Source organism: Aquimarina sp. RZ0 (assembly GCF_008370685.1).
Taxonomy (GTDB): Bacteria; Bacteroidota; Bacteroidia; order Flavobacteriales; family Flavobacteriaceae; genus Aquimarina.
Window position 1 is genome coordinate 26,701 of sequence record NZ_VTZU01000024.1, and the last position, 26,844, is coordinate 53,544.

Consider the following 26,844-nt stretch of genomic DNA (forward strand, 5'->3'; position numbering starts at 1 on the left):
TATAATAATGAAATTTTATGATGTTTAATAAAGAATAAATTTTGCTGAGAATTAAAACCTAAGGTGCTTGATTGTTGTAGAATTTATCAGGTTTAGCGAGTTTAAAGGTCTCAATGTTTGAATCGTTAATTCCGATTAATAAGAACTTTTTATTGTTCCGTGATATGAATTCAATAGATTTTGCATTACCATCTATATAGAATCCTGTTTTGTCTGGTTCGAGTACGGTATATCCATTTTTGTTGTTGGATAGTAATATAAGTCCAAATGCGTTATCAAGACGAGGAGTCTCAACTTCGGTGTTATAAATTGTGCCAGCAATACATATATCTTCATAACCATCTGCATTAAAATCATATGATTCACTATCCAGAATTGGTAGTGTTTGAGCCATTTTAGGAAGTAGTATTTTTTCAAAATCCTCATCGCCTTTGTTTAAAAGAAGGATAGAGTTAAATTCGTTAGCTTCTCGTTGGTATGCCGTGTTGATTTTATCTCCATATATTTGTTTTAAATCTGCATTAGCAAACTCTTGGTATGTAGGGATTTTTTTTGCAATAAAAGGCATCTGTTGAGATGAACATTCACGTCCTCTTGCAGGAACAAAATTTCCATTGTATTTATAACTAATTACGATATCATGAGTCCCATTTGAGTCAAAATCATCGGCATACACTCGTAGTGGTTTTTGTTTTGTAGCCTTAAACTTGAAATTTAAACCGATATTTCCAACAATATAATCTTTATTACCATCATTATTTACATCGGTTTCAGTAATAGAAAACCACCAACCTTTTTCATTATCCAGGTTGCTTTTGTTCGAAATATTCTTGAATATACCCTTTTCATTTTTAAACAATCCTATAGAAGTCCATTCACCTACTGCTATAAAATCTTGCCATCCATCATTATTAAAATCGGTAGCAATTACTTTATTTACAATTCCAAAATTTTCGAATGAAGGTGCAATTTGCTTAGTTACATTTTTTAAAGTTCCATGCACATTCTCATAAATTATGGATGATTCTGAGATCGGGTATTTTTGGGATATAATTCTATTTCCCAGAATTAAGTCAAAATCACCATCGTTATCAAAATCAATTTTTGCTATAGTTTTTCCGCTAAAATTTGGATTGTTGTCAGAGAAAGGGTGTTTTGTAAAATTTGCATTTCCATCATTTATATATAATCGATCTTTAAGAAGTTTTGAATTTTCCTTAAATTCATTTCCTCCACTTACAACATATATATCAGTATCACCATCAGAATCAAAATCAAAAAAAAGAGCTTCCATATCTTCGAATTTTGCATCTCTACTGAATAGGTCAGTATTACTTTTTTTAAATCCTTGCGTAGTCTGTATAAACAATTGACCTGCCTGACCAGATGCGCCGCCGATATATAAATCCTCTTTATTATCACCATTTACATCTCCTTTTGCCATATACGGCCCCAAGGTGGATTGTTTATAAGGTAATAATATTTCATTTTCAAAATCGTTGTAATCATTTTCTATATGCTTAGCATTCACAAAGTTTTTTACCTTTTTTAATAAGTGAGTTTTATTTTTGGAATCTGATTTTATATTGGAAAATGCATTTTTTTCAGAGACTGTGATCGTTGTATTTGCTTTTACATTATATTGCATTTCCTGTTTTCCTGATAACCAGGTGATTTTTAGAGTGTCTACGAATGCTGTTTTTCCTAAGCCAAAATGTACTGTTTTATCAACAGAAGATAAATACCCTCTTACTCTTTTAGATTCTTTTGTTTTAATGATGTTTTTATAGTATAAAGTAATCTTTGCAAAATCCTCAGATGTTCTGCCTATAGTGTTTATTTTTAAAAAGTTGCCCTGATTGTTTTCTATACTAAGGTTTTTGTATAAAAACGATTCTCCATCTATATTATTGACGATTATTTCTAAGTCACCATCATTGTCTAAATCTGAATATGCCGCGCCATTAGAAAAAGAAGGCTCATTGAGTTGTGTAGTAGCAGTTATGTCTTCAAAGTTTAAATCTCCATTATTTTTAAAAAGAATATTAGGTAATTTTTCTGAAGGTAGCCGATTGTATATTTCTTTTTTTACATCAAATGGAACATTTCCTTTGTAATATTTTCTTGCCTTATGAATTAATGTACGTATGTCATTATCCAGGGCGTATTTTCTATAACCATTGGTTACATAAATATCATCGTTTTGGTCATTATTAAAATCAAAAATAAGACCCGCCCAGCTCCAATCCGTTTTAGAAAGTCCAGTATGTTGTGCGATATTATGAAAGGTGTTATTTCCTGTATTGAGTTGTAATGAATTAAACATGTACTGATTCTGTAAATTAAGCTTATTAGTTAATAAATCAAACTTTTTTACATTCATAGATGCCATCAGAGTTTTAGATCTTACATGATCACTGGAGGCCATATCTAACACAAAAATATCTTTTAAGTTATCATTATTTATATCTGCAATATCAACCCCCATCCCATAAAATGATACCTGATTTGTATAATGTTTAATTTGATCTGTAAAAGTGTTGTTTCTATTGTTAATGTATAAAGCATCAGGGACATAGTAGTCATTAGCTATGTAAATGTCTAACCATCCATCATTGTTGATGTCACTAACACATAATCCTAAACCAAAACTTGGTTGAAGAAGCCCTGCTTTTTTTGTGATATTTATAAATTTACCATTGGTGTTTTGGTATAAATGACAGGAACTTTTAATTCGTTTTGACTCATCCTTTAAGGTGTTGTAAAAGGTAACAGGGTCAAAGCCAAAGTACTCATTTTCATTCATTACAATGCAATCCAGATCTCCATCTTTGTCAAAATCAAAAAAAGCAGATTGGGTACTTATGCCTTGATCATCCAATCCGTACTCTGAAGCTTTTTCTTCAAAAGTTAAATCTTTTTGATTGATAAGGAGCATATTTTTTCTGAGCCCCTCTTTTTTTGGGCCGCCCTGAGAAATGTAGATATCCATCCATCCGTCATGATTTACATCTGCAAAAGTGACCCCGTTAGACCAATTTTTATTGGTGTTGATGTTTGCCGTTGCGCTAATGTCTTCAAATACTAGGTTCCCTCTGTTTATGTAGAGTTTGTTGGGGACTTGATTACCACAGAAAAATATATCTTTTAAGCCGTCATTGTTAATATCTTCGATACCTACTCCAGCACCATTATAAAAGAAATCAAAATCAAATAAATTAGATTTTGTGGTAATAGTATCTAGAATGGTATTTTTAAAATATAAATTACTGATTGCGGGAGAAACTTTTTTAAAGTATTGTTGAGAATATTCTTGGTTTACTTTTTTTTCAGTAGTTTCTTTATGGATTTTTTTTGCGCTTGATTTCTCTTTACAAGAATAAAGTATAAGAAGTATGCTTAGGGATATAAAAAATAACTTATTCATATAGTTTAAGTGTTTTTTAATGACTTGTTAAGAATATAAGGACCACTTTACTTTTGTATTTGCTATGGTCAGATTATAAGAATTTCCAAGTCTGACTAAATGGGGGTGAAAATATATTTCTTATTTAAAAATACTAAAATAAAAAGTAGCAATTTTTTGTTTTGGAAAAAAGAGAATTAATAAATAGCCTGATTCACAGCTTCTTTTTATTTTGAATATAAACGGGAAAGTGCAAATTTTAATGGGTAATTTAAAAATCAGAAATTGTATAAGCCAAATCAAAAGACAATTATTAATGGATGAGTACGGTGTTTAAATAAAAAAGGTTTCTACACGTAGAAACCTTTTTTATCATTACAAGCTTTTGATTATAAGCAAATATTTAAAAATATTTCACCAACTGTTGGACTAGGTCCATCTGCTGCTGCTTCCAGTGGGTCTGAACCGTCAAGAGCATTATATTCTATAGAGTAAGAATTATCTCCTTCAGAATTTCCGGCAGTATATGTAAATACTAAATCGGTAGTTCCATTAGGAACCATTATTACATGTTGGATTTCTTCACCATCATCTAGAGTGAAGTCCTGACTCACGCCGTCAATAGTTACTGTAATGAATGCGCCATCCCAGCCATCCTCTTCGCTATCGGTTAAGTTTAAAGTATACTCTCCAGTAAAAGGTACTATGGGAACACATTGTAAGGTGACATTGTATATAAAAGGAGAAGAGAAAAAAGAACCTCCAGAAACGGTACCTCCTAAGTTATTGTTAGAAAATATTCTTCCATCGGTTAATTCTAATTCAAAACGAAAACTAAATACATCACCACCATTGAACTCACCAGGATTTAATCCATTAATAGCGAGTGCTTCTGCAAGTGTTGATGAGAAATCCAATCTTGGAAGATCAAAATCAGAAACAGTTAAACCTGCTCCTGTTTCGGTTAGAATCAGTACTTCAGGTTTGCTATTGTCTGTACCATCATCGAGATTATCTGTAAAGCTTTGGTATAGTCTAATTTCAGAGATCAAACCACCATTTTGTGCATCTTGTTCTTCTAAAGCTACATCAAATACAAATCGGGTGTCGTTTGGATCAAAAAAGTTAAATGTATTTGTCGAGCTAATGGTTCTTAAAACAGCTCCATTAGTTACTCCTTCTAGAATACCATCAACGGTTTTATCATCCGTGCTGCACGATTGCATCATATAGAATGCAAGTAGGAGTACAGTGAATTTATTTATATATTTTTTCATGAGAAATATCTTTTAGTTTTTAATTTGCTACCGGAGCACTAGGGTTATTGTCCCAGAATACAGGTTGCGCCTGATCTGCTTTTTGGCTAATACTAGCATTAGTGTTTACCTCATTTGCTGGGTAAAATAAAGATCTGATAAAAGTGCCCGGACTTGGATTTAAATTAGGCTGAAGCGTGGTTGGATATCCAGTTCTTCTATAAAAATTATAAGACTCAATTCCATTACCAAATACTGCGATAAAGTATTGTTCTCCCAAAATATCCCACTTTCCTTCAATATCCGCTGCATCAAAATCAGATTCAATACTTGAAATAAAATTGGTAACATCAGTACTTGAAGGTTCAAATGAAGTATCAGCAGAGGTGTCCAGACTGGCAAAACTTTGAACTTTGGCAATAGATTTTGTTATCCCTGCTGACATAAAAGTTCTGGCACTACCTACATCACCATTTACCATAGCTATTTCTGCCTGCATAAAATCTATCCAAGCTGCTGTTAAAATAGGAGTGATCCCTGCACCACCACCGCCAGAACCAACAGCAACACCAGCATTGTCTGGATCTGTATTAAATCGATCATCATCAAATTTTCCGCCAACAGGGTAGACACCAAAGGTAGTGCGTAAAAAACCATCAGGTGGTATACCTGCAATATCTGCATGATCTCTTCCCCAATATCCATCTTCTAAAAAACAAAATGTAAACCCTCCTGCGACATAATGTGCAGGGGCACTTTGTAAAGAACATTGTAGGGTTTCTTCATTTGGAGGTATTCCCATTGCACCTGGCACAGTACCAGTTTGTCTATAAAAATAGTAACGAATCCTGGGGTCAGAAGAGGTATTCATTTTGTTCATCAACCAGTTGGACATATAATCACCAGCTCCACTGGCAGTATAATTTAGACCATATCTGGGATGTCTGGTATCAGGTTGAGAAGCACTTGTGGCAGGCCAGTTAAACTGAAAATCATCTGTTGTATCAATAATGTAATCTCCAGAATCTAGTATAGTCGTAATATTGGCTATAGCGGTAGGGTCTACCAAACGTCTTTGGTTATATAAGCGCATCTTAAGGGTATTAACAGCTTTAACCCATTTTTCGTAGTCATCTCCATAAAAGAAAATCGTTGAAGGTTCAAGATCTGAAACTACATCATTTTCAAAATTAACGATAGCATTATCTAAAAGGATCAGTGCGGCATCATAAATAGAGGCACCGCTTTCTAGGGCAGGATTAAGGTTATTCGATGCTGATATTGCTTCGGTATATGGGATATCTCCGTAGAAATCTACCATAGATGTCATTACGTAGGCTTCAATAAACTGTGCAATAGCGATATGACGAATTTGCCCATTTGCTTCAGCGAGAGGTACCATAGATCTAATATCTGCCAAAATACCTTGATAGGCATTTACCCATTCATCATCAGAGTCACTACCTAGATAGGCGTTATTGTATTGATTGCTAGATGTTAAAGCTGTAAGCCTGGTTAGTTGCGAACCAAAGAGCGATAAACCGTCTCCATTTGTGTTTCCTCCTGTTACCCAATTATCATTTGGATCGAAATCTGCATCACCCTCTATTTGTCTGACAAAATCTTCTTGAATCGAGGTTAAAAATAAATCTACACTAGCTTGATCCGGAGTTAAGAAATTTGGATCTTCTGTAAGATCTAATTCAAGTGTTTCACAAGAAAAAACCAGAAGGAGACCTGTAACTAGTAATGTATATATATAAGTATTTTTCATTTTTCTAAATTATAAAATTAAAATGTAGCCTTTACGCTAAATCCATATCTTCTGGCACTAGGACCATTTATAAAATCAAAACCAAATCCGTTTCCTACACCGGTTCCGGAAGTATTTGGGTCAAAATTTGCGCCGTCTGGAGTATTTATGGCATCGTACCATAGATTGTTGCCAGATGCGGTGATTGATACGGAGCCAAAAGGTGTTTTTTCTAAGTATTTTTTAGGAAAAGTATATCCGAGCGAAACTTCTTGTAACCTAATTAATGTTGCGTCATATACTTGATTTTCATTTGGACCAAATAAAACATTACTAAAATAAAAATCAGAATTATTTATTTGTATATTATTTGGATTCCCGTTTGTGTCAACTCCTGGTAAAATAAAAGTATTCTCTCGATCTAATGTTTCCACAATAAGACCTCGTCCTAATAAAGTTGATATAGTACTTGAATAAATATCACCACCTTTTGTGTAATTAAGCTGTACTCCCAAGGAGAAATTTTTGTAAGAAAAGGTGTTTTTAATATTCATAACATAATCTGGGTTAGGGTCACCGATAATGCCATCTTCTGGATCCTGAACATAAAAACCATCAGAACCAACTACCAAATTACCATCATCATCTCTTAATATTCTGGAACCAAAAAGAACACCAAGAGGTTCTCCTTTTATAGCTGCATTTCCAAGGTTAGAAAAACCAGAGTAAACAATTAAATCTGTGTCTAAACCTAAATCAGTCACTTCAGATCTGTAAGTTGTAAAATTCAGGTTGGCATCCCAATTAAATCCATCACTTTCGGTGCTTTGAAATAAATTAATTCCTAAATCTAATTCAAGCCCTCTATTTTGGATTTCACCAATATTTGTTCTTGTGGTAGTGCTACCAGTTGATGGTCCTAAAGGTCTGTTGATAATTAAATCTTCAGTGATTCTTGAGTATAAAGATAAATCTACAGAAATTTTATTTTTCCAAAATTTAGCTTCCATACCGATTTCGTACTCTGTTAGTAATTCTGGTTTTAGATCTGGGTTGCCTAAAACATTACTTGTAGTATTAGATACCACATTAGAACCTCCATCCTGAAAATCTTGAGTATCCAATGATAATGTGTTAGCAATAGGGAATCCAGGATCTCCAAAACTTGCTGACGTTCCATATCCTGCTCTTAGTTTTAAGTAGTTAACAATATCTGATTTCATATCAACAAAAGCAGCTGTTGGTAAAAAAGAAATGCTGGCACTTGGATAAAAAATAGATCTGTTATCACTTTCAAAATTGGATACCCAATCATTCCTTCCTGCCAGCGTTAAGAATAGGTAATTGTCATAATCAAACGCTGCCTGTCCATAAACCCCTACAATGTTTCTTTCAAAAAATTGTTGTATTTCATTTTGTCTTAAAAAGTTAAAGTGTCTTAAAACACCAAATGATTGCTGTCCATCACTGGAAGTACCATTTTGATCAAAAATTAAATTTCTTGTAGTAGCACCAACACTAAAATTAGCCCCTATTTTTTCACTTAATTGAGAATTCCCAGTTAGTGCTATATTATGATCATAGATAGAATTTAGATTATTCCAGGTTTCGTAAAAACCGCTGGCTAATCGCACATCACCACTATTACTGTTTACTCCACCCTTATTCTGAAAGTTTACATTACTCTCATTATAGACGTCAATACCAGCACGATAAAAAATATTCAAATTATCATTAAAATTATACTGTAACGTAGCATTACCAAAAACACGATTCGTTAATTGGGACGTTTGTGCATTATTTAATGTCCATAAAGGATGTTGAATGCTATTATTTTGTCTATAGTAAACACTACCACCGGTTACAGGATCCTGAAAAGGTAGCCCTTGTATATCAATGCTTCGAGGAGTAAACCATAAGTCACCAAAAATAGAAGAACCGGTACCTGTGGCTCCATTACCTTGACTTAAAGCAACAGGAGGGGAAACAAAATTCGTTCTGGCAAAATTTAAAGTTCCACTTATTGTGAACTTATTGCTAAGTTTTGCACGGCCTCCTATACCCAAGGTGTTACGCCCTAATTTATTTCCAGGAGTAAAACCTTTATCATCCAGATGACCATAATTTATATTATATGAAATATTCCCATTGTCTGAAACACCTCTTAAATTTGCAGAAACCGAAGCGGCGCCACCAATTCTAAAAAAATCTTTTACACTATCATATGGTCTCCAATCATAGCGTGCTCCTTGAAATTCGGGAAAAGCTGCCTGGATTGCTGGAGTAGAGGTAGAATATGGATGAGGAAGTGTTCCGTTTTCATCAATAGAAGAGCTATTACCAAAACCAGAAACTCCATCTTCTCTAAAACTAGGTCCCCAGTTACTGAAAAACCATCCAAAGGATTGATCAAAACCATTACCAAACTCATCTTGATAATCAGGTAGAGAAGCTATTTCAGTAAAAAAATAGGAAGAAGCAACAGTAACTTCCATTTTCTTTTGAGCATTTCCGGAGGCACCAGATTTGGTAGTTATCAAGACTACACCATTTCTACCGTCACTTCCGTATAAAGTAGAAGCAGCCAGACCTTTTAATACGCTAACACTTTCAATACTGTTAGGATCTAAATCTAAAAACCTACTGGATCCATTATTACCATTAACAAAGTCATTTCGAGATCCTTGTCGTCCAGACGGGTTTGTGTCAGTGCTAAACGGCACACCATCTACTATAAATAACGCTTGATTACTTGAACTGAATGAGTTCTGTCCTCTAATCACAATATTAGTACCAGACCCTGTAAGACCACTTTGTTGTGTGATCTGTACCCCGGCAGCTTTGCCCAATAGCACTCTTCCGATGTCGCCTTCAGAACGTTGCTCGATTTCTTGACTTTTAATTTCGCTTACAGCATACCCCAGAGATTTTTTTTCTCTTTTAATACCTTGCGCAGTCACAATTACTTCTTCTAATTGAGCGGTAGAAGCTTCTAATTGAATGTCAATAGTATTCCCAGCTCCCACAGGTACTTCTTTATCTGAAAAGCCAAGGTAGCTAAAAAGAAGAGTACTACCCTGAGCTGCATTTATGGAGTATAGTCCATCAAAATCAGTCTGTGTACCATTGCTGGTGTTTTTTACTACAATGTTTACTCCTGGTAGAGGTAAACCTTGATCATCAGTAACTTTTCCAGTTATTGTTTTTTCTTGCGCAAACGAAATTTGCACGACTAATGCTAGGAACAGCATTAGAATTCGCTTTTTTGGTGATTTCATTATTGTTTTAATTATTAGAATTAGCCAATTTCAAAAGTCCGTAAAATTTTCTTAAAATACAATATTATTGTAAGTAAATTACGGTTTTTGATGAAAATAAATCAAATAAATTACGGTTTTACCGTAATTTATTGTGAATCATTCAATGAGAAACGTGCTAGAAACGTGCTAGAAACGTGCTAGAAACGTGCTAGAAACGTGCTAGAAACGTGCTAGAAACGTGCTAGAAACGTGCTAGAAACGTGCTAGAAACGTGCTAGAAACGTGCATTCAGGCTTAGATGAACTTTAGTATTAGAAAATCTAAAATTGGAACTGCTATTTTTTCCATTCGCAAATATGATCCTGAATATGCCGGTTTGAGTATTGAGTCCTAGTCCGAAGCCAAAACTGGTTAAGTTATCTGATAAATTATTGCTCTCATCCTCAAAGTATGAATAGTCTGTAATGGAGTGAATGTATAAATTTTGAGATAAAATGTATCTATATTCACTGGTGAGTACATTATATATTGAGGCATTGATGCTATTCTCTTCAAAGCCTCTTATAGAATTTATTCCTCCAAACCTAAATAGTTCATTTGTGAATAGATTGTCAGAAAAAATTGCGGCTGCAGTATTATTAAGGAATATTGAGTTTCTTTGATTTAATTCCAAAATATAACTTAGACGTATTAGTCCTTTTATTTGGCTGATGGTTTCTACGTCGGTTTTTCTAGTTCCGAATTCGGTAAGTATACTGTATTGATTTTTGATGGGAAACAATTCTTTGTTTTGTGTTGTTTTGTAATTGAAACCTGCTCTAAAAAAAGATGAAGTGTAGTCTTCTATATTGAGGATAGGTTGATCAATATCTAATAAATTATTTGACGAAGTCGTTTTGTATCCAATAAAAGTATTGCTTTTGTTGTTTATAAGGTAGTTTAGGTTGATGTTTTGCTCTGTAATCAAGAAGCTTGAATCTTTTTTAAAGATGTCAAGTCCAGCTTCGATGCCTAATGGAGTTTTTAGTAAGTAGGGTAAAGAAATGTCAGCCTGAAATCGTTGTTGCTCATTGCCGTCACTTTTGTAAACTAGATTGAGTCTTTCTCCAAAATTCAGATTGTTTATTAAGTCTAAATTAATGTACCCATTCAATTCTAGATTTCCGTTATCTGTATCACTGGAAAATCCTAAAAAACCATCAAATGTATTTGCAGACTTTTTTTTTAGATAAAGATATATTTTAGTGGAATCTTTATTGAATAATACCTCAGGAGGTTTTATGTTTTTGGTAAATCCCAGGTTTTCTATGCTAAGAGATTTGTTAATAAGGTCTTCTTTTTTAAATATGATCCCTTTTTTTATTCTGCTGTAATATTTAAGATAGGACGGTGGGAATTTAGTGTATCCTTTGATGATGATATCATCGATTGTTCTGGTTTTACTTTCAGAACTTATTAGATTGGCAGTGATATGTCTATTGTTTTTCTCTATGTTGGTCAGGCGTAAATGGCTAAATGTATTTCCTTTGTTTACAAGATAATTGGATAGGTATTGTAAGGCTTCCTGTGTTTTGTTAAAAGGGATAGTAAAGTAATTTTCTGTGACTTTTGAGGAGATTTTTTCTAGAATATTTTTGGGTATTATCTCTTGATCATAAAAAACTTTTAAAGTCTTGTATTGGTTGTTTAGTCTAAAAGTTCCGGTAATTATTGAATCAGAAGTTTTTTCTAATCCTTTAAATTTAAGATCTATATATCCTAGTTGTAAAAGTTTTTTTTGCAGCGTGCTAACTTCTTTCTTTAAGTCTAAAAAATTTTGGAAGCGTCTGTCGTAAGATATGCTATCTATAATAGAAGTTTCTATAGAATCTTTCCCCTTAGCAGAAAGTAATAAAATTGGGTTTTGTGCATAACAAAATGATTGTATACATGTATAAAGGATAAAAAAATAAAATAGCGAAGTTTTCAACTTATGTTTTAATACTGCTAAAATAACGGAAAATACAGGGATTTCTTACGGTTTAATGTTGCGATTTTAAATCTATTTGAAAATTAATGAATTAGGATTTGAATTGCTGAAAAATATTTCTACCTTTGCAGCCCTCGTAAAAGAGGTATTGTAAAATATTTTAAAAAATAGTGTAAAGCAAATTATGCCAACAATTTCACAATTAGTAAGAAAAGGTAGAGCCAAAATAACTAAGAAGAGTAAATCGGCTGCTTTGGATTCGTGCCCGCAACGCCGCGGTGTTTGTACGCGTGTTTATACTACTACACCAAAAAAACCAAATTCAGCTATGCGTAAAGTAGCTCGTGTTAGGTTGACTAATGGTAAAGAAGTAAACGCATACATCGGAGGTGAAGGACACAATCTACAAGAGCACTCGATAGTATTAGTTAGAGGTGGAAGGGTAAAAGATTTACCAGGAGTTAGATATCACATTGTTCGTGGAGCTTTAGACACCGCTGGTGTAGAAGGAAGAACACAACGTAGATCTAAGTATGGTGCTAAACGCCCTAAGAAGTAATAAAAAAACTTTAAGAAGAAGACATGAGAAAAAGAAAGGCTAAAAAAAGACCTATTTTACCAGATCCACGTTTCAACGATCAGTTAGTGACTCGTTTTGTAAATATGATGATGTGGGATGGTAAAAAGTCGGTTGCTTTCAAAATTTTCTATGATGCAATAGATATCGTAGAAGAGAAAAAACAAAATGAAGAAAAAACTGCTTTAGAAATGTGGAAAGATGCATTATCTAATGTAATGCCACATGTAGAAGTAAGAAGCCGTCGTGTAGGTGGAGCTACTTTTCAGATTCCTAATCCGATTAGACCAGACAGAAAAATATCTACCGCTATGAAGTGGTTGATTCAGTTTTCTCGTAAAAGAAATGAGAAATCGATGGCTCAGAAACTTGCCGCAGAAATTATTGCTGCAGAAAAAGAAGAAGGAGCTGCTGTTAAGAAAAGAGTCGATACTCATAAAATGGCTGAAGCAAATAAAGCATTCTCACACTTTAGATTTTAATCAATAACAGAAATGGCTAGAGATTTAAAATATACTAGAAATATCGGAATTGCTGCACATATAGATGCAGGAAAAACGACGACTACAGAACGTATTCTTTATTATACAGGTGTAAGTCATAAAATTGGTGAGGTTCATGATGGTGCAGCTACTATGGACTGGATGGAGCAAGAGCAAGAAAGAGGTATTACAATTACTTCTGCTGCGACGACTTGTGAATGGAAGTTTCCAACAGAAAATGGGGAAGCTATTGCTGATACTAAAGGATATCATTTTAATATTATAGATACTCCAGGTCACGTAGATTTTACAGTAGAGGTAAATCGTTCATTACGTGTATTGGATGGGTTGGTTTTCTTGTTTAGTGCTGTTGATGGTGTTGAGCCACAATCAGAAACTAACTGGAGACTTGCTGATAACTACAAAGTGCCGCGTATTGGTTTTGTGAATAAGATGGATCGTCAAGGGTCTAATTTCTTAGCGGTATGCCAGCAGGTAAAGGATATGTTAAAATCTAATGCTGTACCAATTGTTCTAAATATTGGTGATGAAGCGGATTTTAAAGGAATTATTGATTTAGTAAAGAACCGTGCTATAGTATGGCATGATGAAACTCAGGGTTCTACTTTTGATGTGATCGATATTCCTGAGGATATGAAGGAAGAAGCAAGAAAATATCGTGGGATGCTAATTGAAGAAGTAGCAGCGTATGATGAGAACTTGCTGGAAAAATATATGGAGGATGAAGAATCTATTACAGAAGAAGAAGTGCATGCGGCACTTAGAGCTGCTGTAATGGATATGTCTATCATTCCTATGATTTGTGGTTCTGCTTTTAAGAATAAGGGAGTTCAGTTTTTATTAGATGCTGTATGTCGTTATTTGCCTTCTCCGACGGATAAGGAGGGTATTGTGGGTATAAACCCTGATACAGATGAAGAAGAATTACGTAAACCAGATGTAAAGGAACCGTTTGCTGCTTTAGCTTTTAAAATTGCTACTGATCCTTTTGTTGGGCGTTTAGCCTTTTTCCGTGCTTATTCAGGTCGTTTAGATGCAGGTTCGTATATATTGAATAATCGTTCTGGTAAGAAGGAACGTATTTCTAGAATCTATCAAATGCATTCTAATAAGCAAAATGCAATAGACTATATTGAAGCAGGAGATATTGGAGCTGCTGTTGGTTTTAAGGACATTAAGACAGGTGATACAATGTCTAGTGAAAAGAATCCTATTGTTTTGGAATCTATGGATTTTCCTGATCCTGTAATTGGTATTGCAGTTGAGCCTAAAACGAAGGCGGATGTTGATAAATTAGGGATGTCTTTGGCAAAGCTATCAGAAGAAGATCCGACATTTCAGGTAAAAACAGATGAGGCTTCAGGTCAGACTATTATTTCTGGTATGGGTGAGCTTCATTTAGATATTATCGTAGATCGTTTAAAGCGTGAATTTAAAGTAGAGGTTAATCAAGGTCAGCCTCAGGTAGAATATAAAGAAGCAATTACTCAGGCTGCTGATCACAGAGAAGTGTATAAGAAGCAATCTGGTGGTCGTGGTAAATTTGCGGATATCGTATTTACTATTGAACCAGCTGACGAGGGTGTTGTTGGTCTTCAGTTTGAATCTATTATTAAAGGTGGTAACGTTCCTAAAGAATTTATCCCTTCAATCGAGAAAGGATTCAAAATGGCAATGGTCAATGGTCCTTTGGCAGGATACGAAGTTGACTCAATGAAGGTAACTCTAAAAGATGGTTCTTATCACGATGTCGATTCTGATCAGTTATCATTCGAGTTGGCAGCAAAATTAGGGTTTAAGAACTCTGCAAAAGCTGCAAAAGCTGTGATTATGGAGCCTATTATGAAATTAGAGGTAATTACTCCAGAAGAAAATATGGGTGATATCGTAGGTGATCTTAATAGACGTAGAGGACAGGTTAGTGATATGGGAGACCGTGCAGGAGCAAAAACTGTAAAAGCTACGGTTCCTCTTTCAGAAATGTTTGGTTATGTTACAACATTAAGAACATTGTCTTCGGGTAGAGCTACATCTACAATGGAATTTTCACATTATGCAGAAACTCCTTCTAATATTTCGGAAGAAGTAATTGCAGCAGCAAGAGGAGTTAACGCTTAATTTTACAGAAATGAGTCAAAAAATTAGAATAAAACTAAAATCTTACGATCATAATTTGGTAGATAAATCTGCTGAAAAAATTGTAAAGACCGTAAAGAGCACAGGAGCTGTGGTTACAGGACCGATTCCTTTGCCAACACATAAAAAGATTTTCACAGTATTGCGTTCTCCACACGTTAATAAGAAATCTAGAGAGCAATTTCAATTAAGTTCTTATAAAAGGCTTTTGGATATTTATAGTTCGTCTTCAAAAACCATTGATGCGTTAATGAAGCTTGAATTACCGAGTGGAGTAGAGGTTGAAATCAAAGTTTGATAAAATTTCTAAGTAAGAAAACCTTACGATAAATGTCCCGAGCTGCGTGCGAGGGAAAAACGGCAAAAAATAAATTCAGGGTTGAATTATTTTGACCCTGTTTTTTTACAAAATAACTAAAATAGAATACTAATTAATAATTAATAAATATGTCTGGGTTAATAGGAAAAAAGATCGGTATGACCAGCATCTTCGACGAAAATGGAAAAAATATTCCATGTACGGTGATCGAAGCTGGACCATGCGTGGTTACCCAAGTCAGAACTAAAGAGGTTGATGGTTATGAAGCTATTCAGCTAGGTTTCGATGACAAAGCAGACAAAAATGCTACAAAAGCGGCTTTAGGTCACTTTAAAAAAGCAGGAACTGTTGCTAAGCGCGAAGTTGTTGAATTTCAAGGTTTTGATGAGGAGTACAAATTAGGAGATGCAATCACAGTAGAGTATTTTGCAGAAGGAGAGTTTGTTGATATATCTGGAACTTCTAAAGGTAAAGGATTTCAGGGTGTTGTAAAACGACATGGTTTCGGTGGTGTTGGTCAGGCAACGCACGGTCAGCATAACCGTTTAAGAGCCCCGGGTTCTATTGGAGCTGCGTCATATCCTGCAAGAGTATTTAAAGGAATGCGCATGGCCGGAAGAATGGGTGGCGATAAAGTAAAAGTTCAAAACTTAAGAGTGTTAAAAGTAGTTGCAGAAAAAAACCTACTTGTTGTGAAAGGATGTGTTCCTGGACATAAAAATGCTTACGTAACGATACAGAAGTAATGAAGGTAGCAGTAATTGATATCAACGGAAAAGAAACAGGAAGAAAGGCAGACCTTTCTGACGCTGTTTTTGGTATAGAACCAAATGATCACGCTGTGTACTTAGATGTAAAGCAGTACTTGGCTAATCAACGCCAGGGAACTCATAAAGCTAAGGAGCGTGCTGAGATTGTTGGTAGTACCAGAAAAATAAAGAAACAAAAAGGAACCGGTACTGCGAGAGCAGGTAGTATTAAGTCTCCTGTGTTTAGAGGTGGGGGTAGAATTTTTGGTCCAAGACCTCGTAACTACTCTTTTAAGTTGAATAAAAACTTAAAAAGATTGGCTCGAAGATCAGCATTGAGTATTAAAGCTGGTGATAAAGCGATAACAGTTGTAGAAGACTTCACTTTTGACACAATTAAAACAAAGAATTTTACGTCAGTATTAAAGTCATTAGGGCTTGAAAATAAAAAATCTTTGTTTGTGTTGGGAGAGTCAAATAAAAATGTATATTTGTCGTCACGCAATTTAAAAAGATCTGAAGTTATAACTTACTCAGAATTAAGTACTTATAAAATACTTAATGCTAGTAATGTTGTGCTTTTAGAAGGTTCTTTGAAAGGAATTGAAACGAATTTAAGTAAATAGAAGCCATGAGTATCTTAATAAAACCTATTATTACGGAAAAGGCTACTGCTGATAGTGAAGTATATAATCGCTATGGTTTTGTAGTTGATAAAAAAGCGAATAAGGTAGAGATCAAGAAAGCAGTCGAGGCTGCTTATGGAGTTTCTGTTACTAAGGTTCGTACTATTAATGTCCGCCCGGATCGTACCACTCGTTATACAAAAACAGGTATGGTTACTGGTAAAACAAAAGCGATTAAAAAAGCTATTGTACAGGTGGCGGAAGGTGATGTAATTGATTTATATAGTAATCTTTAAGACTAAAAAATGTCAGTAAGAAAATTGAAACCAATTACCCCAGGTCAGCGTTTTAGAGTAGTTAATGGGTTTGATGCCATTACTACTGATAAGCCGGAGAAGAGTTTATTGACTCCGAAAAAAAGATCTGGAGGTAGAAACAATCAAGGAAAAATGACCATGCGCTACAAAGGTGGTGGTCATAAAAAAAGGTATCGTATTATTGATTTTAAACGTGACAAACAGGGAGTCCCTGCTACTGTTGCAACAATAGAATACGATCCAAACAGAACTGCTTTTATAGCACTTCTTAACTACCAGGATGGTGAGAAACGTTATGTTATCGCTCAAAATGGTCTGCAAGTGGGTCAGAATATCGTTTCTGGAACTAATGTTGCTCCAGAAATCGGTAATGCAATGCCACTTAGTGATATCCCTTTAGGTACAATCATTTCTTGTATAGAACTGCGACCAGGTCAGGGAGCTGTAATGGCTCGAAGTGCTGGATCGTTTGCTCAATTGATGGCTAGAGATGGTAAGTTTGCTACGGTAAAATTACCTTCTGGTGAAGTAAGATTGATCTTGGCTAATTGTGTCGCGACTATTGGAGCAGTTTCTAATAGTGATCATCAGTTAATTGTTGGTGGTAAAGCAGGTAGAACACGTTGGTTAGGTCGTCGTCCACGTACACGTCCAGTTGTAATGAATCCAGTAGATCACCCGATGGGTGGTGGAGAAGGACGTTCTTCTGGAGGTCATCCACGTTCTAGAAAAGGGCTTCCTGCAAAAGGATACAGAACCCGTTCTAAAACGAAAGCGAGTAATAAGTATATTGTAGAACGTAGAAAGAAATAATAAGATATGGCACGTTCATTAAAAAAAGGACCTTACATTCACTATAAATTAGAGAAGAAAGTAGCTGCTAATGTAGAAGCTAATAAAAAGACTGTGATAAAAACTTGGTCAAGAGCATCAATGATATCACCTGATTTTGTTGGGCAAACAATAGCAGTACATAATGGTCGACAATTTGTTCCTGTATATATTACAGAGAATATGGTGGGTCATAAATTAGGAGAGTTTTCGCCAACACGTTCTTTTAGAGGGCACGCTGGTGCTAAAAATAAAGGTAAAAAATAATTTAGGCTATGGGAGTTCGTAAAAGAGAAATGGCAGATAGGATTAAGGAGGAAAAAAAGCAAATTGCTTTTGCTAAGCTTAATAACTGTCCTACCTCACCTCGAAAAATGCGTTTAGTAGCGGATTTAGTACGTGGAGAGAAAGTTGAGAAAGCGCTTCATATTCTTAGATTTAATCCTAAAGAAGCATCACGTCGTTTAGAAAAATTATTGCTTTCTGCAATAACTAATTGGCAGTCAAAAAATGAAGACGCTAGCATCGAAGATGCAGATCTTTTTGTTAAAGAGATCCGTGTAGATGGAGGAAGTATGTTAAAAAGACTTCGTCCTGCTCCACAGGGTCGCGCGCACAGAATAAGAAAACGCTCTAACCACGTGACAATCGTGGTTGCAGCAAAAAATAATACACAAAGCTAAATAAATAGTATGGGACAGAAGACAAATCCAATCGGAAATCGCCTAGGTATCATTAGAGGATGGGAATCCAACTGGTATGGAGGTAATGACTACGGTGATAAACTTGCCGAAGACGATAAGATTAGAAAGTATGTACACGCACGTTTATCAAAAGCTAGTGTATCTAGAGTAATTATTGAGCGTACGCTTAAACTTGTAACCGTTACTATCACCACCGCCAGACCTGGTATCATTATCGGAAAAGGTGGTCAGGAGGTAGACAAGTTAAAAGAAGAGCTTAAGAAAATTACAGATAAGGAAGTTCAGATCAATATCTTTGAAATCAAAAGACCAGAGCTTGATGCGTTTTTAGTTGGGTCTAGTGTTGCCAGACAGATAGAGAGTCGTATCTCTTACCGTCGAGCAATCAAGATGGCTATTGCGGCTGCAATGAGAATGAATGCAGAAGGTATTAAAATTCAGATTTCAGGACGTTTGAATGGAGCAGAAATGGCACGTTCAGAGTCTTATAAAGATGGTCGTATTCCTTTGTCAACATTTAGAGCTGACATAGATTATGCTTTAGTTGAGGCACATACTACTTATGGTAGATTAGGTGTTAAAGTATGGATTATGAAAGGCGAAGTATATGGTAAGAGAGAACTTTCTCCTTTAGTTGGTCTTTCTAAGAAACAAGGAAAAGGTGGCGATAGAGGAGCCGGACGAGGTGGTAATAATAAATCACGTCGTAGAAAGTAATTTTTTAAAGTAAATTAACAATGTTACAGCCTAAAAGAACAAAATTCCGTAAACAACAAAAAGGACGTATGAAAGGTCTTTCCCAAAGAGGAAATCAGCTTTCAAACGGAAGTTTCGGAATTAAATCATTGGATTCAAGTTTTGTTACTGCTAGACAGATAGAAGCAGCACGTATTTCTGCTACACGTTATATGAAAAGAGAAGGATCTCTGTGGATTAAAATTTTCCCAGACAAGCCGATTACAAAGAAGCCTCTTGAAGTACGTATGGGTAAAGGAAAAGGTGCTGTAGAATATTGGGCAGCAGTCGTAAAACCAGGAAGAATATTATTTGAAATCAGTGGTGTGCCACTTGATGTAGCAAAAGAGGCATTACGTCTTGCAGCTCAGAAACTTCCTGTAAAAACTAAGTTTATTGTATCAAGAACCTATCAAGGTTAAAATTCAAAAGAGACTATGAAACAATCACAAGTAAAAGAATCGTCTACAGCTGAATTACAAGAAGAACTTGGTAAATCTAGAAAAGAATATTCAGAATTAAAAATGGCTCATACTATGTCTCCATTAGAGAATCCTTTACAGTTACGTAAAGTAAGAAGATCTATTGCTAGAATAGCTACTGAGTTGACTAAAAGAGAATTAAACGGTTAATTCTGCTGAAAGATGGAAAAAAGAAACTTAAGAAAAGAGCGTATAGGAGTAGTTACAAGTAATAAAATGCAGAAATCCATTGTGGTTGCTGAAGTTAAGAAAGTAAAACATCCAATGTACGGAAAGTTCGTGTTGAAGACTAAAAAGTACGTAGCACACGACGAGAAAAATGACTGCAATATTGGTGATACCGTAAAGATCATGGAAACAAGACCTATGAGTAGAACCAAATGCTGGAGATTAGTAGAAGTAATTGAAAGAGCGAAGTAATTATGGTACAACAAGAGTCTAGATTAAAAGTAGCAGACAACACAGGTGGTAAAGAAGTTTTAGTTATCCGTGTTTTAGGTGGTACAAAAAGAAGATACGCCTCTGTAGGAGACAAGATCGTTGTCAGTGTTAAAGAAGCAACTCCTAATGGAAACATTAAAAAAGGAGCGGTTTCTACTGCAGTTGTAGTTCGTACCAAAAAAGAAGTGCGCAGACCAGATGGTTCTTATATTCGTTTCGATGATAATGCATGTGTTCTATTGAACCCCGCAGGAGAAATGAGAGGAACGCGTGTGTTTGGTCCTGTAGCAAGAGAACTTCGTGATAAGCAGTTCATGAAGATTGTTTCACTAGCGCCAGAAGTGCTTTAATTTAAGATAGCAAAATGACAAAGCTTAAAATTAAATCAGGAGATACAGTTCGTGTAATAGCTGGAGACAACAAAGGTCAGGAAGGTAAAGTACAGAAAGTATTGATAGATAAAAACAAGGCAATTGTAGAAGGTGTTAACTTAGTGTCTAAGCACCAGAAGCCTAGTGCAGCTAATCCACAAGGTGGGATTGTAAAGCAAGAAGCAGCTATTCATATTTCGAATTTATCGCTATTAACTTCTAATGGAGAAGCGACAAGAGTAGGGTATAGAGTAGAAGGAGATAAGAAAGTGAGATTTTCTAAAAAATCTAATGAAGTAATATAGTTATGGCTTATATCCCAAGACTAAAACAAGAGTATAATGGCAAAGTAGTGTCAGCTCTTACAGAAGAATTCAGTTATAATAACGTGATGCAGGTTCCAAAACTTAAAAAAATTGTTTTGAGTAGAGGAGTAGGAGCTGCTGTAGCAGATAAAAAATTAATCGATTATGCTGTAGACGAGTTAACTATGATTACAGGTCAGAAAGCTATATCTACGATTTCTAAGAAAGATGTTGCTACTTTTAAATTGCGTAAAGGAATGCCAATTGGTGCCAAGGTTACGCTAAGAGGTGAGCGAATGTATGAGTTTTTAGATCGCTTAATTACTTCAGCTTTACCTCGTGTACGAGATTTTAATGGAATCAATGCTACAGGTTTTGATGGTAGAGGTAATTATTCGTTAGGTATTACAGAACAAATTATCTTTCCGGAAATAGATATTGATAAAGTAAATAAAATTTCAGGAATGAATATTACTTTTGAAACATCTGCTAAAACTGATAAAGAAGCAAAATCATTGTTAACCGAACTAGGATTACCTTTTAAAAAGAATTAATTATGGCTAAAGAATCAATGAAAGCCCGTGAGGTGAAGAGAGCAAAGATTGTAGCTAAATATGCTGAAAAACGTAAAGCTTTAAAAGAAGCTGGAGATTATGAAGCATTACAGAAGTTGCCTAAAAATGCTTCTCCGATACGCAAACATAATCGTTGTAAGTTAACCGGTAGACCAAAAGGATATATGCGTCAATTTGGGATTTCTCGTGTTACCTTTAGAGAAATGGCTAACCAAGGGTTAATACCCGGAGTTACTAAAGCTAGTTGGTAATAATAAAGTAAATTAATTGGTGTAAGGTTCGATAGTAAATTCGAAAACCAATACCATAAAGTATAAACAATGAATACAGATCCTATAGCAGATTATTTAACCAGAATTCGTAATGCAAATAATGCTCAACATAGAGTGGTTGAGATTCCTGCATCTAAGGTTAAAAAGGAGATCACTAAAATATTATTCGATCAAGGGTATATTTTAAGTTATAAATTTGAAGATAATACAACACAGGGTAGCATTAAGATCGCTCTTAAATATGATAAGCTAACTAAAGAGCCTGTTATAAAAGAATTACAAAGAATCAGTAAGCCTGGTTTGCGTAAGTATGCAGGATCTAGTGAAGTTCCTAGAATTCTTAATGGATTGGGAATAGCTATCATTTCTACTTCTCATGGGGTAATGACTGGTAAGCAGGCAAGACAGGAGAATGTAGGAGGTGAATTACTTTGTTACGTATACTAACAGTATAAAAGACAATAAGAAATGTCAAGAATAGGAAAAAATCCAGTAACTATTCCGTCTGGTGTCACCGTAGAGGTGGTAGGTAATGTTGTTACTGTTAAAGGAAAATTAGGAGAACTTTCTCAAGAAATTGATAGTATCGATATAAAAGTCGAAGAAGGTCAGGTTACGCTTACTCGACCTACAGAGTCTAAAGATCATAAAGCAAAGCATGGATTATACAGATCTCTGATTAATAATATGATCAAAGGTGTATCTAATGGTTGGACCAAGGAACTAGAATTGGTTGGAGTTGGTTACAGAGCTTCTAATCAAGGTCAGAAATTAGATTTGGCCTTAGGTTTCTCTCATAATATCGTGCTAAATGTAGCTCCAGAGGTAAAAATAGAGACTATTTCAGAGAAAGGTAAGAATCCAATCGTTAAATTAACTTCTCACGATAAACAATTGGTTGGTCAGGTAGCTGCAAAAATCAGAGGATTCCGCAAACCAGAGCCTTATAAAGGAAAAGGAGTTAAATTTGTAGGAGAAGAATTAAGAAGAAAAGCAGGTAAGTCTGCATAATAATTAAGTTATGGCATTCTCAAAAGATTTAAGAAGATTAAAGATCAGAAAGCGAATCCGCGGAACAGTTAGCGGAACAGAACAACGTCCTAGATTATCTGTTTTTAGAAGTAATAAGGAAATTTATGCTCAAATTATAGATGATGTAACTGGTAAAACTATCAGTGCGGCTTCATCAAGAGATAAAGACATTGTATCAATATCAGGAAATAAAGAAGAAAAAGCAAACTTGGTTGGGAAGTCCCTTGCGGAAAAAGCAATGAAGGCTGGTGTAGAAACTGTATCATTTGATAGAGGTGGATACTTATATCATGGTAGAGTAAAATCATTAGCTGAAGGAGCTAGAGAAGGAGGACTAAAATTCTAAGAAATTATGTATCAAAAATATAAAAACGCAGAATTAGTAAAACCAAGTGGACTTGAATTAAAAGATCGCTTAGTTGGAGTACAACGTGTAACAAAAGTTACTAAAGGAGGTAGAGCCTTTGGATTTTCTGCAATCGTAGTTGTGGGAGATGAAAATGGCGTTGTAGGTCACGGTTTAGGTAAATCCAAAGAAGTAGCAGAGGCTATTGCAAAAGCGGTAGAAGATGCTAAAAAGAATTTAGTTAGAATACCATTACATAAAGGTACATTACCTCATGAACAAAAGGGTAAATATGGAGGGGCAAGAGTTTTACTTATGCCTGCTGCAACAGGTACCGGGGTAATTGCAGGTGGAGCAATTCGTGCAGTACTGGAAGCTGTTGGTGTACATGATGTACTTTCTAAGAATCAAGGATCGTCTAATCCACATAATGTGGTGAAAGCAACGTTTGATGCCTTATTGCAAATGCGTAGTGCGCAGCAAGTAGCAAAACAACGAGGGGTTTCACTTGAGAAAGTGTTTAAAGGATAAATTTAAGGAAGATGGCAAAGATTAGAGTTAAGAAAGTAAAAAGCGCTATTAATCGTACACAGAGACAAAAAAGAACTCTGGAGGCTTTAGGTCTTAAAAAGATCGGTCAGGTTGTAGAGCATGACGACACTCCTAATATCCTTGGGATGGTAAATAAAGTTAAACATTTAGTTTCTGTAGAAACAAAATAATATAAGCAAATGGATTTAAGTAACTTAAAACCTGCTGCAGGTTCAGTAAAAAATAACAGTAAACGCTTAGGTCGCGGACAAGGTTCTGGTAAAGGAGGAACAGCTGCTCGTGGTCATAAAGGTGCAAAATCACGTTCTGGTTATTCTAGAAAAATTGGTTTTGAAGGTGGGCAAATGCCACTTCAAAGACGTGTGCCTAAATTTGGTTTTACAAATATTAACAGAAAAGAATATCAAGGAATTAACCTTGATACACTGCAGAAGTTAGTAGATGCTGGTAAAATAACTGATACTGTTGATTTTGACGTGATTTTAGCTACACGTCTTGCAGGAAAAAATGATTTAGTTAAGATACTGGGTAGAGGTGAGTTGAAGGCAAAATTAAAAGTATCAGCTCACAAATTTACAGCTACAGCCAAAGCTGCTATTGAAGCAGCAGGTGGTGAAGCAGTAACCTTATAATACATAACTCATGAAACTTATTGATACAATAAAAAACATTTGGAAGATCGAAGAACTAAAAAATAGAATCTTAGTTACGCTAGGGTTACTTTTAGTATATCGTTTTGGGGCACAAATAGTACTTCCTGGTGTTGACGCGGCAGAATTAGCAAATTTGGGTACTCAAACTCAAGATGGTCTGTTAGGACTGCTCAATGCATTTACGGGAGGGGCATTTGCAAATGCTTCTGTATTTGCTTTAGGTATTATGCCTTATATATCAGCTTCGATTGTTGTACAGCTAATGGGGATTGCAATTCCGTATCTTCAGAAATTACAGAAAGAAGGAGAAAGTGGGCGAAAGAAAATTAATCAAATTACGCGTTGGTTAACCATCGCTATTACTTTGGTTCAGGGACCAGGTTATATTTATAATTTGTTTGCAACACTCCCACCGGCAGCTTTTGTGCTAGAAAATCAAACGGTTTTTGTTGTATCTTCTGTAATCGTATTGACTACAGGTTGTATTTTTGCAATGTGGCTTGGAGAAAAGATTACTGATAAAGGAATTGGTAATGGTATTTCATTATTAATTATGGTGGGTATTATTGCTACATTGCCGCAATCATTTGTACAGAATTTTATTTCCAGAACATCTGGAGAGGGTGGAGATATAATTATGGTTCTTATAGAACTGGTTATTTGGTTTGTCATCATTCTGGCCTCCGTTCTTTTGGTAATGGCAGTACGTCAGATACCAGTGCAATATGCAAGAAGAACAGCTGGGGGAGGATATGAAAAAAATGTCTTCGGTTCTCGTCAGTATATACCTTTAAAATTAAATGCCTCTGGGGTAATGCCAATTATCTTTGCGCAGGCAATCATGTTTATTCCTGCGGCAGTGGCTGGTCTTTCAGAATCAGAAACTTCTCAGGGTATAGCGGCAGCCTTTAGTGATATTTTTGGGTTTTGGTATAATCTAGTATTCGCATTATTAATAATAGTATTTACTTATTTCTATACGGCAATTACGGTTCCTACCAATAAAATGGCAGATGACCTAAAACGTAGTGGTGGTTTTATTCCGGGGATTAGACCTGGTGGTGAAACCGCAGAGTATCTGGATAAAATTATGTCTCAAATTACACTACCTGGATCTATATTTTTAGCGTTAATAGCAGTTTTTCCTGCAATAGCTGTAAAAGTTCTTGGGGTTCAACAAGGATGGGCATTGTTTTTTGGTGGTACCTCATTACTTATTATGGTAGGAGTTGCTATCGATACTATGCAGCAAGTAAATTCTTATTTACTAAACAGGCATTATGATGGATTAATGAAAACTGGTAAAAACCGTAAAGCAGTAGCATAATGGCAAAACAACCAGCAATAGAACAAGATGGAAGCATTATCGAAGCATTATCTAATGCAATGTTTCGTGTAGAACTTGAAAATGGACATGTAGTGACGGCTCACATCTCTGGAAAGATGCGTATGCACTATATTAAATTATTACCAGGCGACAAGGTTAAATTAGAAATGAGTCCTTACGATTTAACAAAGGCTCGTATAACATATAGATACTAATAAATTATAATGTTAGCTAATTAAGATTTTTTCTGTATTTTTGCAGGCTGAAAATCTTGTTACTGATTTTCTAAGATATGTTTAACATAATTTTAGATGTAAAAAAACAAATAGATGAAAGTTAGAGCATCAATAAAAAAGAGAAGTGCCGAGTGCAAGATTGTGCGTAGAAAAGGCCGACTTTACGTGATTAATAAAAAGAATCCTAGATTTAAACAAAGACAAGGGTAATTATGGCAAGAATTGCAGGGGTAGATATACCTAAACAAAAGCGAGGAGTTATAGCATTGACCTATATCTTCGGAATTGGTAGAAGTAGAGCTAAAGAGATTTTAGCAGGTGCTCAAGTAGATGAGAATGCAAAAGTGTCTGACTGGGATGATGATCAGATTGGTCGTATTCGTGAAGCTGTAGGGACTTATACTATAGAAGGAGAATTGCGTTCTGAAGTTCAGTTGAATATTAAGCGTCTTATGGATATAGGATGCTATAGAGGTATACGTCATAGAGCTGGATTGCCACTAAGAGGACAACGTACTAAGAATAACTCTAGAACTCGTAAAGGAAGAAGAAAAACAGTTGCTAACAAGAAAAAAGCAACTAAATAATAAGTAGTATGGCAAAGTCAACTTCAAAAAAACGTAAGGTAATTGTTGAATCTGTAGGAGAAGCGCACGTAACTGCTTCTTTTAATAATATTATCGTATCGTTAACTAATAAAAAAGGAGACGTTATTTCTTGGTCTTCAGCTGGTAAAATGGGATTTAGAGGATCCAAAAAAAATACCCCATATGCTGCTCAATTAGCAGCAGAAGATGCTTCTAAAGTTGCAATCGAAGCTGGTCTGAAGAAAGTAAAGGTATACGTTAAAGGTCCTGGAAATGGTAGAGAATCAGCAATACGTTCTCTTCATAATTCTGGAATCGAGGTATCAGAGATTATTGATGTAACTCCAATGCCGCATAACGGATGTCGTCCTCCTAAGAGACGTAGAGTATAATAAATAGTTCCTGAAATGTTTCGGGATCTTTTTTATAAGATATCTAAAAAAGTAAACAAGTATCATAGAGGAATACAGGATTATCGAAGGAAAGAGACCTTAATTCATAACCCCCTCTGATTAATTAAATTA

At 35.2% G+C, this 26,844-nt stretch carries 34 protein-coding genes; 29 read left to right on the forward strand and 5 right to left on the reverse strand.

Going from position 1 to position 26,844, the window contains the following annotated elements:
- Positions 1-58 precede the first annotated feature (58 nt).
- From F0000_RS10735 to F0000_RS10755, 5 genes are all read right to left on the reverse strand, one after another.
- Complete coding sequence (locus F0000_RS10735) at positions 59-3,427, reverse strand: VCBS repeat-containing protein (RefSeq protein ID WP_149624726.1); 3,369 nt, start codon at positions 3,425-3,427, stop codon at positions 59-61.
- Between the two features lie 368 nt (positions 3,428-3,795).
- Positions 3,796-4,683: a hypothetical protein gene (locus F0000_RS10740; RefSeq protein ID WP_149624727.1), complete on the reverse strand. Its 888-nt coding sequence runs from the start codon at positions 4,681-4,683 to the stop codon at positions 3,796-3,798.
- 19 nt (positions 4,684-4,702) lie between these two features.
- A complete protein-coding gene (locus tag F0000_RS10745) occupies positions 4,703-6,436 on the reverse strand; it encodes a SusD/RagB family nutrient-binding outer membrane lipoprotein (RefSeq protein WP_149624728.1) in 1,734 nt (577 codons plus the stop codon).
- Between the two features lie 17 nt (positions 6,437-6,453).
- On the reverse strand, positions 6,454-9,693 hold the full coding sequence (locus tag F0000_RS10750; RefSeq protein ID WP_149624729.1) for a SusC/RagA family TonB-linked outer membrane protein: 3,240 nt from the start codon (positions 9,691-9,693) through the stop codon (positions 6,454-6,456).
- A gap of 256 nt (positions 9,694-9,949) precedes the next feature.
- Positions 9,950-11,644, reverse strand: coding sequence for a ShlB/FhaC/HecB family hemolysin secretion/activation protein (locus F0000_RS10755; RefSeq protein WP_149624730.1), 1,695 nt, complete (start codon positions 11,642-11,644; stop codon positions 9,950-9,952).
- A gap of 184 nt (positions 11,645-11,828) precedes the next feature.
- Between F0000_RS10755 and rpsL the strand changes: the two genes are divergently transcribed.
- From rpsL to rpsK, 29 genes are all read left to right on the forward strand, one after another.
- Positions 11,829-12,203 (forward strand): 30S ribosomal protein S12, encoded by a 375-nt coding sequence (gene rpsL / locus F0000_RS10760; RefSeq protein ID WP_024770883.1) that lies wholly within the window; start codon positions 11,829-11,831, stop codon positions 12,201-12,203.
- 23 nt (positions 12,204-12,226) lie between these two features.
- Entirely contained in the window at positions 12,227-12,703 is a 477-nt protein-coding gene (gene rpsG / locus F0000_RS10765) for a 30S ribosomal protein S7 (protein ID WP_027392555.1), read from the forward strand.
- A 12-nt stretch (positions 12,704-12,715) separates the two neighbouring features.
- On the forward strand, positions 12,716-14,842 hold the full coding sequence (fusA, locus tag F0000_RS10770; protein ID WP_149624731.1) for an elongation factor G: 2,127 nt from the start codon (positions 12,716-12,718) through the stop codon (positions 14,840-14,842).
- Positions 14,843-14,852: 10 nt separating this feature from the next.
- Positions 14,853-15,158: a 30S ribosomal protein S10 gene (gene rpsJ, locus F0000_RS10775; RefSeq protein WP_010181931.1), complete on the forward strand. Its 306-nt coding sequence runs from the start codon at positions 14,853-14,855 to the stop codon at positions 15,156-15,158.
- Positions 15,159-15,307: 149 nt separating this feature from the next.
- On the forward strand, positions 15,308-15,925 hold the full coding sequence (gene rplC, locus F0000_RS10780) for a 50S ribosomal protein L3 (protein ID WP_149624732.1): 618 nt from the start codon (positions 15,308-15,310) through the stop codon (positions 15,923-15,925).
- Positions 15,925-16,554 carry a 50S ribosomal protein L4 gene (rplD, locus tag F0000_RS10785; RefSeq protein WP_149624733.1) on the forward strand — a complete coding sequence of 210 codons (630 nt, stop codon included), beginning with the start codon at positions 15,925-15,927 and terminating at the stop codon, positions 16,552-16,554. The genes rplC and rplD overlap by 1 nt, the downstream gene beginning before the upstream one ends.
- Positions 16,555-16,559: 5 nt before the next feature.
- Positions 16,560-16,850 (forward strand): 50S ribosomal protein L23, encoded by a 291-nt coding sequence (rplW, locus tag F0000_RS10790; protein ID WP_149624734.1) that lies wholly within the window; start codon positions 16,560-16,562, stop codon positions 16,848-16,850.
- Between the two features lie 9 nt (positions 16,851-16,859).
- On the forward strand, positions 16,860-17,684 hold the full coding sequence (gene rplB / locus F0000_RS10795; protein ID WP_149624735.1) for a 50S ribosomal protein L2: 825 nt from the start codon (positions 16,860-16,862) through the stop codon (positions 17,682-17,684).
- 6 nt (positions 17,685-17,690) lie between these two features.
- Positions 17,691-17,969 (forward strand): 30S ribosomal protein S19, encoded by a 279-nt coding sequence (gene rpsS, locus F0000_RS10800; protein ID WP_027392549.1) that lies wholly within the window; start codon positions 17,691-17,693, stop codon positions 17,967-17,969.
- Between the two features lie 8 nt (positions 17,970-17,977).
- The gene (rplV, locus tag F0000_RS10805; RefSeq protein WP_149624736.1) at positions 17,978-18,385 is read left to right on the forward strand and encodes a 50S ribosomal protein L22; all 408 of its coding nucleotides are present in this window, start codon (positions 17,978-17,980) and stop codon (positions 18,383-18,385) included.
- Between the two features lie 9 nt (positions 18,386-18,394).
- Complete coding sequence (gene rpsC, locus F0000_RS10810; RefSeq protein ID WP_027392547.1) at positions 18,395-19,123, forward strand: 30S ribosomal protein S3; 729 nt, start codon at positions 18,395-18,397, stop codon at positions 19,121-19,123.
- A gap of 20 nt (positions 19,124-19,143) precedes the next feature.
- The gene (gene rplP, locus F0000_RS10815; protein ID WP_149624737.1) at positions 19,144-19,563 is read left to right on the forward strand and encodes a 50S ribosomal protein L16; all 420 of its coding nucleotides are present in this window, start codon (positions 19,144-19,146) and stop codon (positions 19,561-19,563) included.
- Positions 19,564-19,578: 15 nt separating this feature from the next.
- Complete coding sequence (gene rpmC, locus F0000_RS10820) at positions 19,579-19,773, forward strand: 50S ribosomal protein L29 (RefSeq protein WP_149624738.1); 195 nt, start codon at positions 19,579-19,581, stop codon at positions 19,771-19,773.
- Between the two features lie 12 nt (positions 19,774-19,785).
- Positions 19,786-20,043: a 30S ribosomal protein S17 gene (rpsQ, locus tag F0000_RS10825; RefSeq protein ID WP_027392544.1), complete on the forward strand. Its 258-nt coding sequence runs from the start codon at positions 19,786-19,788 to the stop codon at positions 20,041-20,043.
- 2 nt (positions 20,044-20,045) lie between these two features.
- The gene (rplN, locus tag F0000_RS10830) at positions 20,046-20,414 is read left to right on the forward strand and encodes a 50S ribosomal protein L14 (protein ID WP_027392543.1); all 369 of its coding nucleotides are present in this window, start codon (positions 20,046-20,048) and stop codon (positions 20,412-20,414) included.
- A 14-nt stretch (positions 20,415-20,428) separates the two neighbouring features.
- Positions 20,429-20,740: a 50S ribosomal protein L24 gene (rplX, locus tag F0000_RS10835; protein ID WP_149624739.1), complete on the forward strand. Its 312-nt coding sequence runs from the start codon at positions 20,429-20,431 to the stop codon at positions 20,738-20,740.
- A gap of 2 nt (positions 20,741-20,742) precedes the next feature.
- Positions 20,743-21,294: a 50S ribosomal protein L5 gene (gene rplE / locus F0000_RS10840; protein ID WP_149624740.1), complete on the forward strand. Its 552-nt coding sequence runs from the start codon at positions 20,743-20,745 to the stop codon at positions 21,292-21,294.
- Positions 21,295-21,296: 2 nt separating this feature from the next.
- Positions 21,297-21,566 (forward strand): 30S ribosomal protein S14, encoded by a 270-nt coding sequence (rpsN, locus tag F0000_RS10845; RefSeq protein WP_149624741.1) that lies wholly within the window; start codon positions 21,297-21,299, stop codon positions 21,564-21,566.
- A 69-nt stretch (positions 21,567-21,635) separates the two neighbouring features.
- The gene (gene rpsH, locus F0000_RS10850; protein ID WP_149624742.1) at positions 21,636-22,034 is read left to right on the forward strand and encodes a 30S ribosomal protein S8; all 399 of its coding nucleotides are present in this window, start codon (positions 21,636-21,638) and stop codon (positions 22,032-22,034) included.
- Between the two features lie 21 nt (positions 22,035-22,055).
- Complete coding sequence (gene rplF / locus F0000_RS10855) at positions 22,056-22,598, forward strand: 50S ribosomal protein L6 (protein ID WP_149624743.1); 543 nt, start codon at positions 22,056-22,058, stop codon at positions 22,596-22,598.
- A 10-nt stretch (positions 22,599-22,608) separates the two neighbouring features.
- Positions 22,609-22,965, forward strand: a complete 357-nt coding sequence (rplR, locus tag F0000_RS10860) for a 50S ribosomal protein L18 (protein ID WP_149624744.1) — start codon at positions 22,609-22,611, stop codon at positions 22,963-22,965.
- A 6-nt stretch (positions 22,966-22,971) separates the two neighbouring features.
- Entirely contained in the window at positions 22,972-23,496 is a 525-nt protein-coding gene (rpsE, locus tag F0000_RS10865) for a 30S ribosomal protein S5 (protein ID WP_149624745.1), read from the forward strand.
- A gap of 11 nt (positions 23,497-23,507) precedes the next feature.
- Positions 23,508-23,687 carry a 50S ribosomal protein L30 gene (rpmD, locus tag F0000_RS10870; protein WP_149624746.1) on the forward strand — a complete coding sequence of 60 codons (180 nt, stop codon included), beginning with the start codon at positions 23,508-23,510 and terminating at the stop codon, positions 23,685-23,687.
- Between the two features lie 9 nt (positions 23,688-23,696).
- Positions 23,697-24,149, forward strand: coding sequence for a 50S ribosomal protein L15 (rplO, locus tag F0000_RS10875; protein WP_149624747.1), 453 nt, complete (start codon positions 23,697-23,699; stop codon positions 24,147-24,149).
- Positions 24,150-24,159: 10 nt separating this feature from the next.
- Positions 24,160-25,497, forward strand: a complete 1,338-nt coding sequence (secY, locus tag F0000_RS10880) for a preprotein translocase subunit SecY (protein ID WP_149624748.1) — start codon at positions 24,160-24,162, stop codon at positions 25,495-25,497.
- Entirely contained in the window at positions 25,497-25,712 is a 216-nt protein-coding gene (gene infA, locus F0000_RS10885; protein ID WP_008613577.1) for a translation initiation factor IF-1, read from the forward strand. The genes secY and infA overlap by 1 nt, the downstream gene beginning before the upstream one ends.
- A 114-nt stretch (positions 25,713-25,826) precedes the next feature.
- Positions 25,827-25,943 carry a type B 50S ribosomal protein L36 gene (ykgO, locus tag F0000_RS10890; protein ID WP_013621733.1) on the forward strand — a complete coding sequence of 39 codons (117 nt, stop codon included), beginning with the start codon at positions 25,827-25,829 and terminating at the stop codon, positions 25,941-25,943.
- A gap of 2 nt (positions 25,944-25,945) precedes the next feature.
- Positions 25,946-26,320 (forward strand): 30S ribosomal protein S13, encoded by a 375-nt coding sequence (rpsM, locus tag F0000_RS10895; RefSeq protein WP_149624749.1) that lies wholly within the window; start codon positions 25,946-25,948, stop codon positions 26,318-26,320.
- An 8-nt stretch (positions 26,321-26,328) separates the two neighbouring features.
- Entirely contained in the window at positions 26,329-26,712 is a 384-nt protein-coding gene (gene rpsK, locus F0000_RS10900; RefSeq protein ID WP_091411316.1) for a 30S ribosomal protein S11, read from the forward strand.
- The last annotated feature ends 132 nt before the right edge of the window (positions 26,713-26,844 follow it).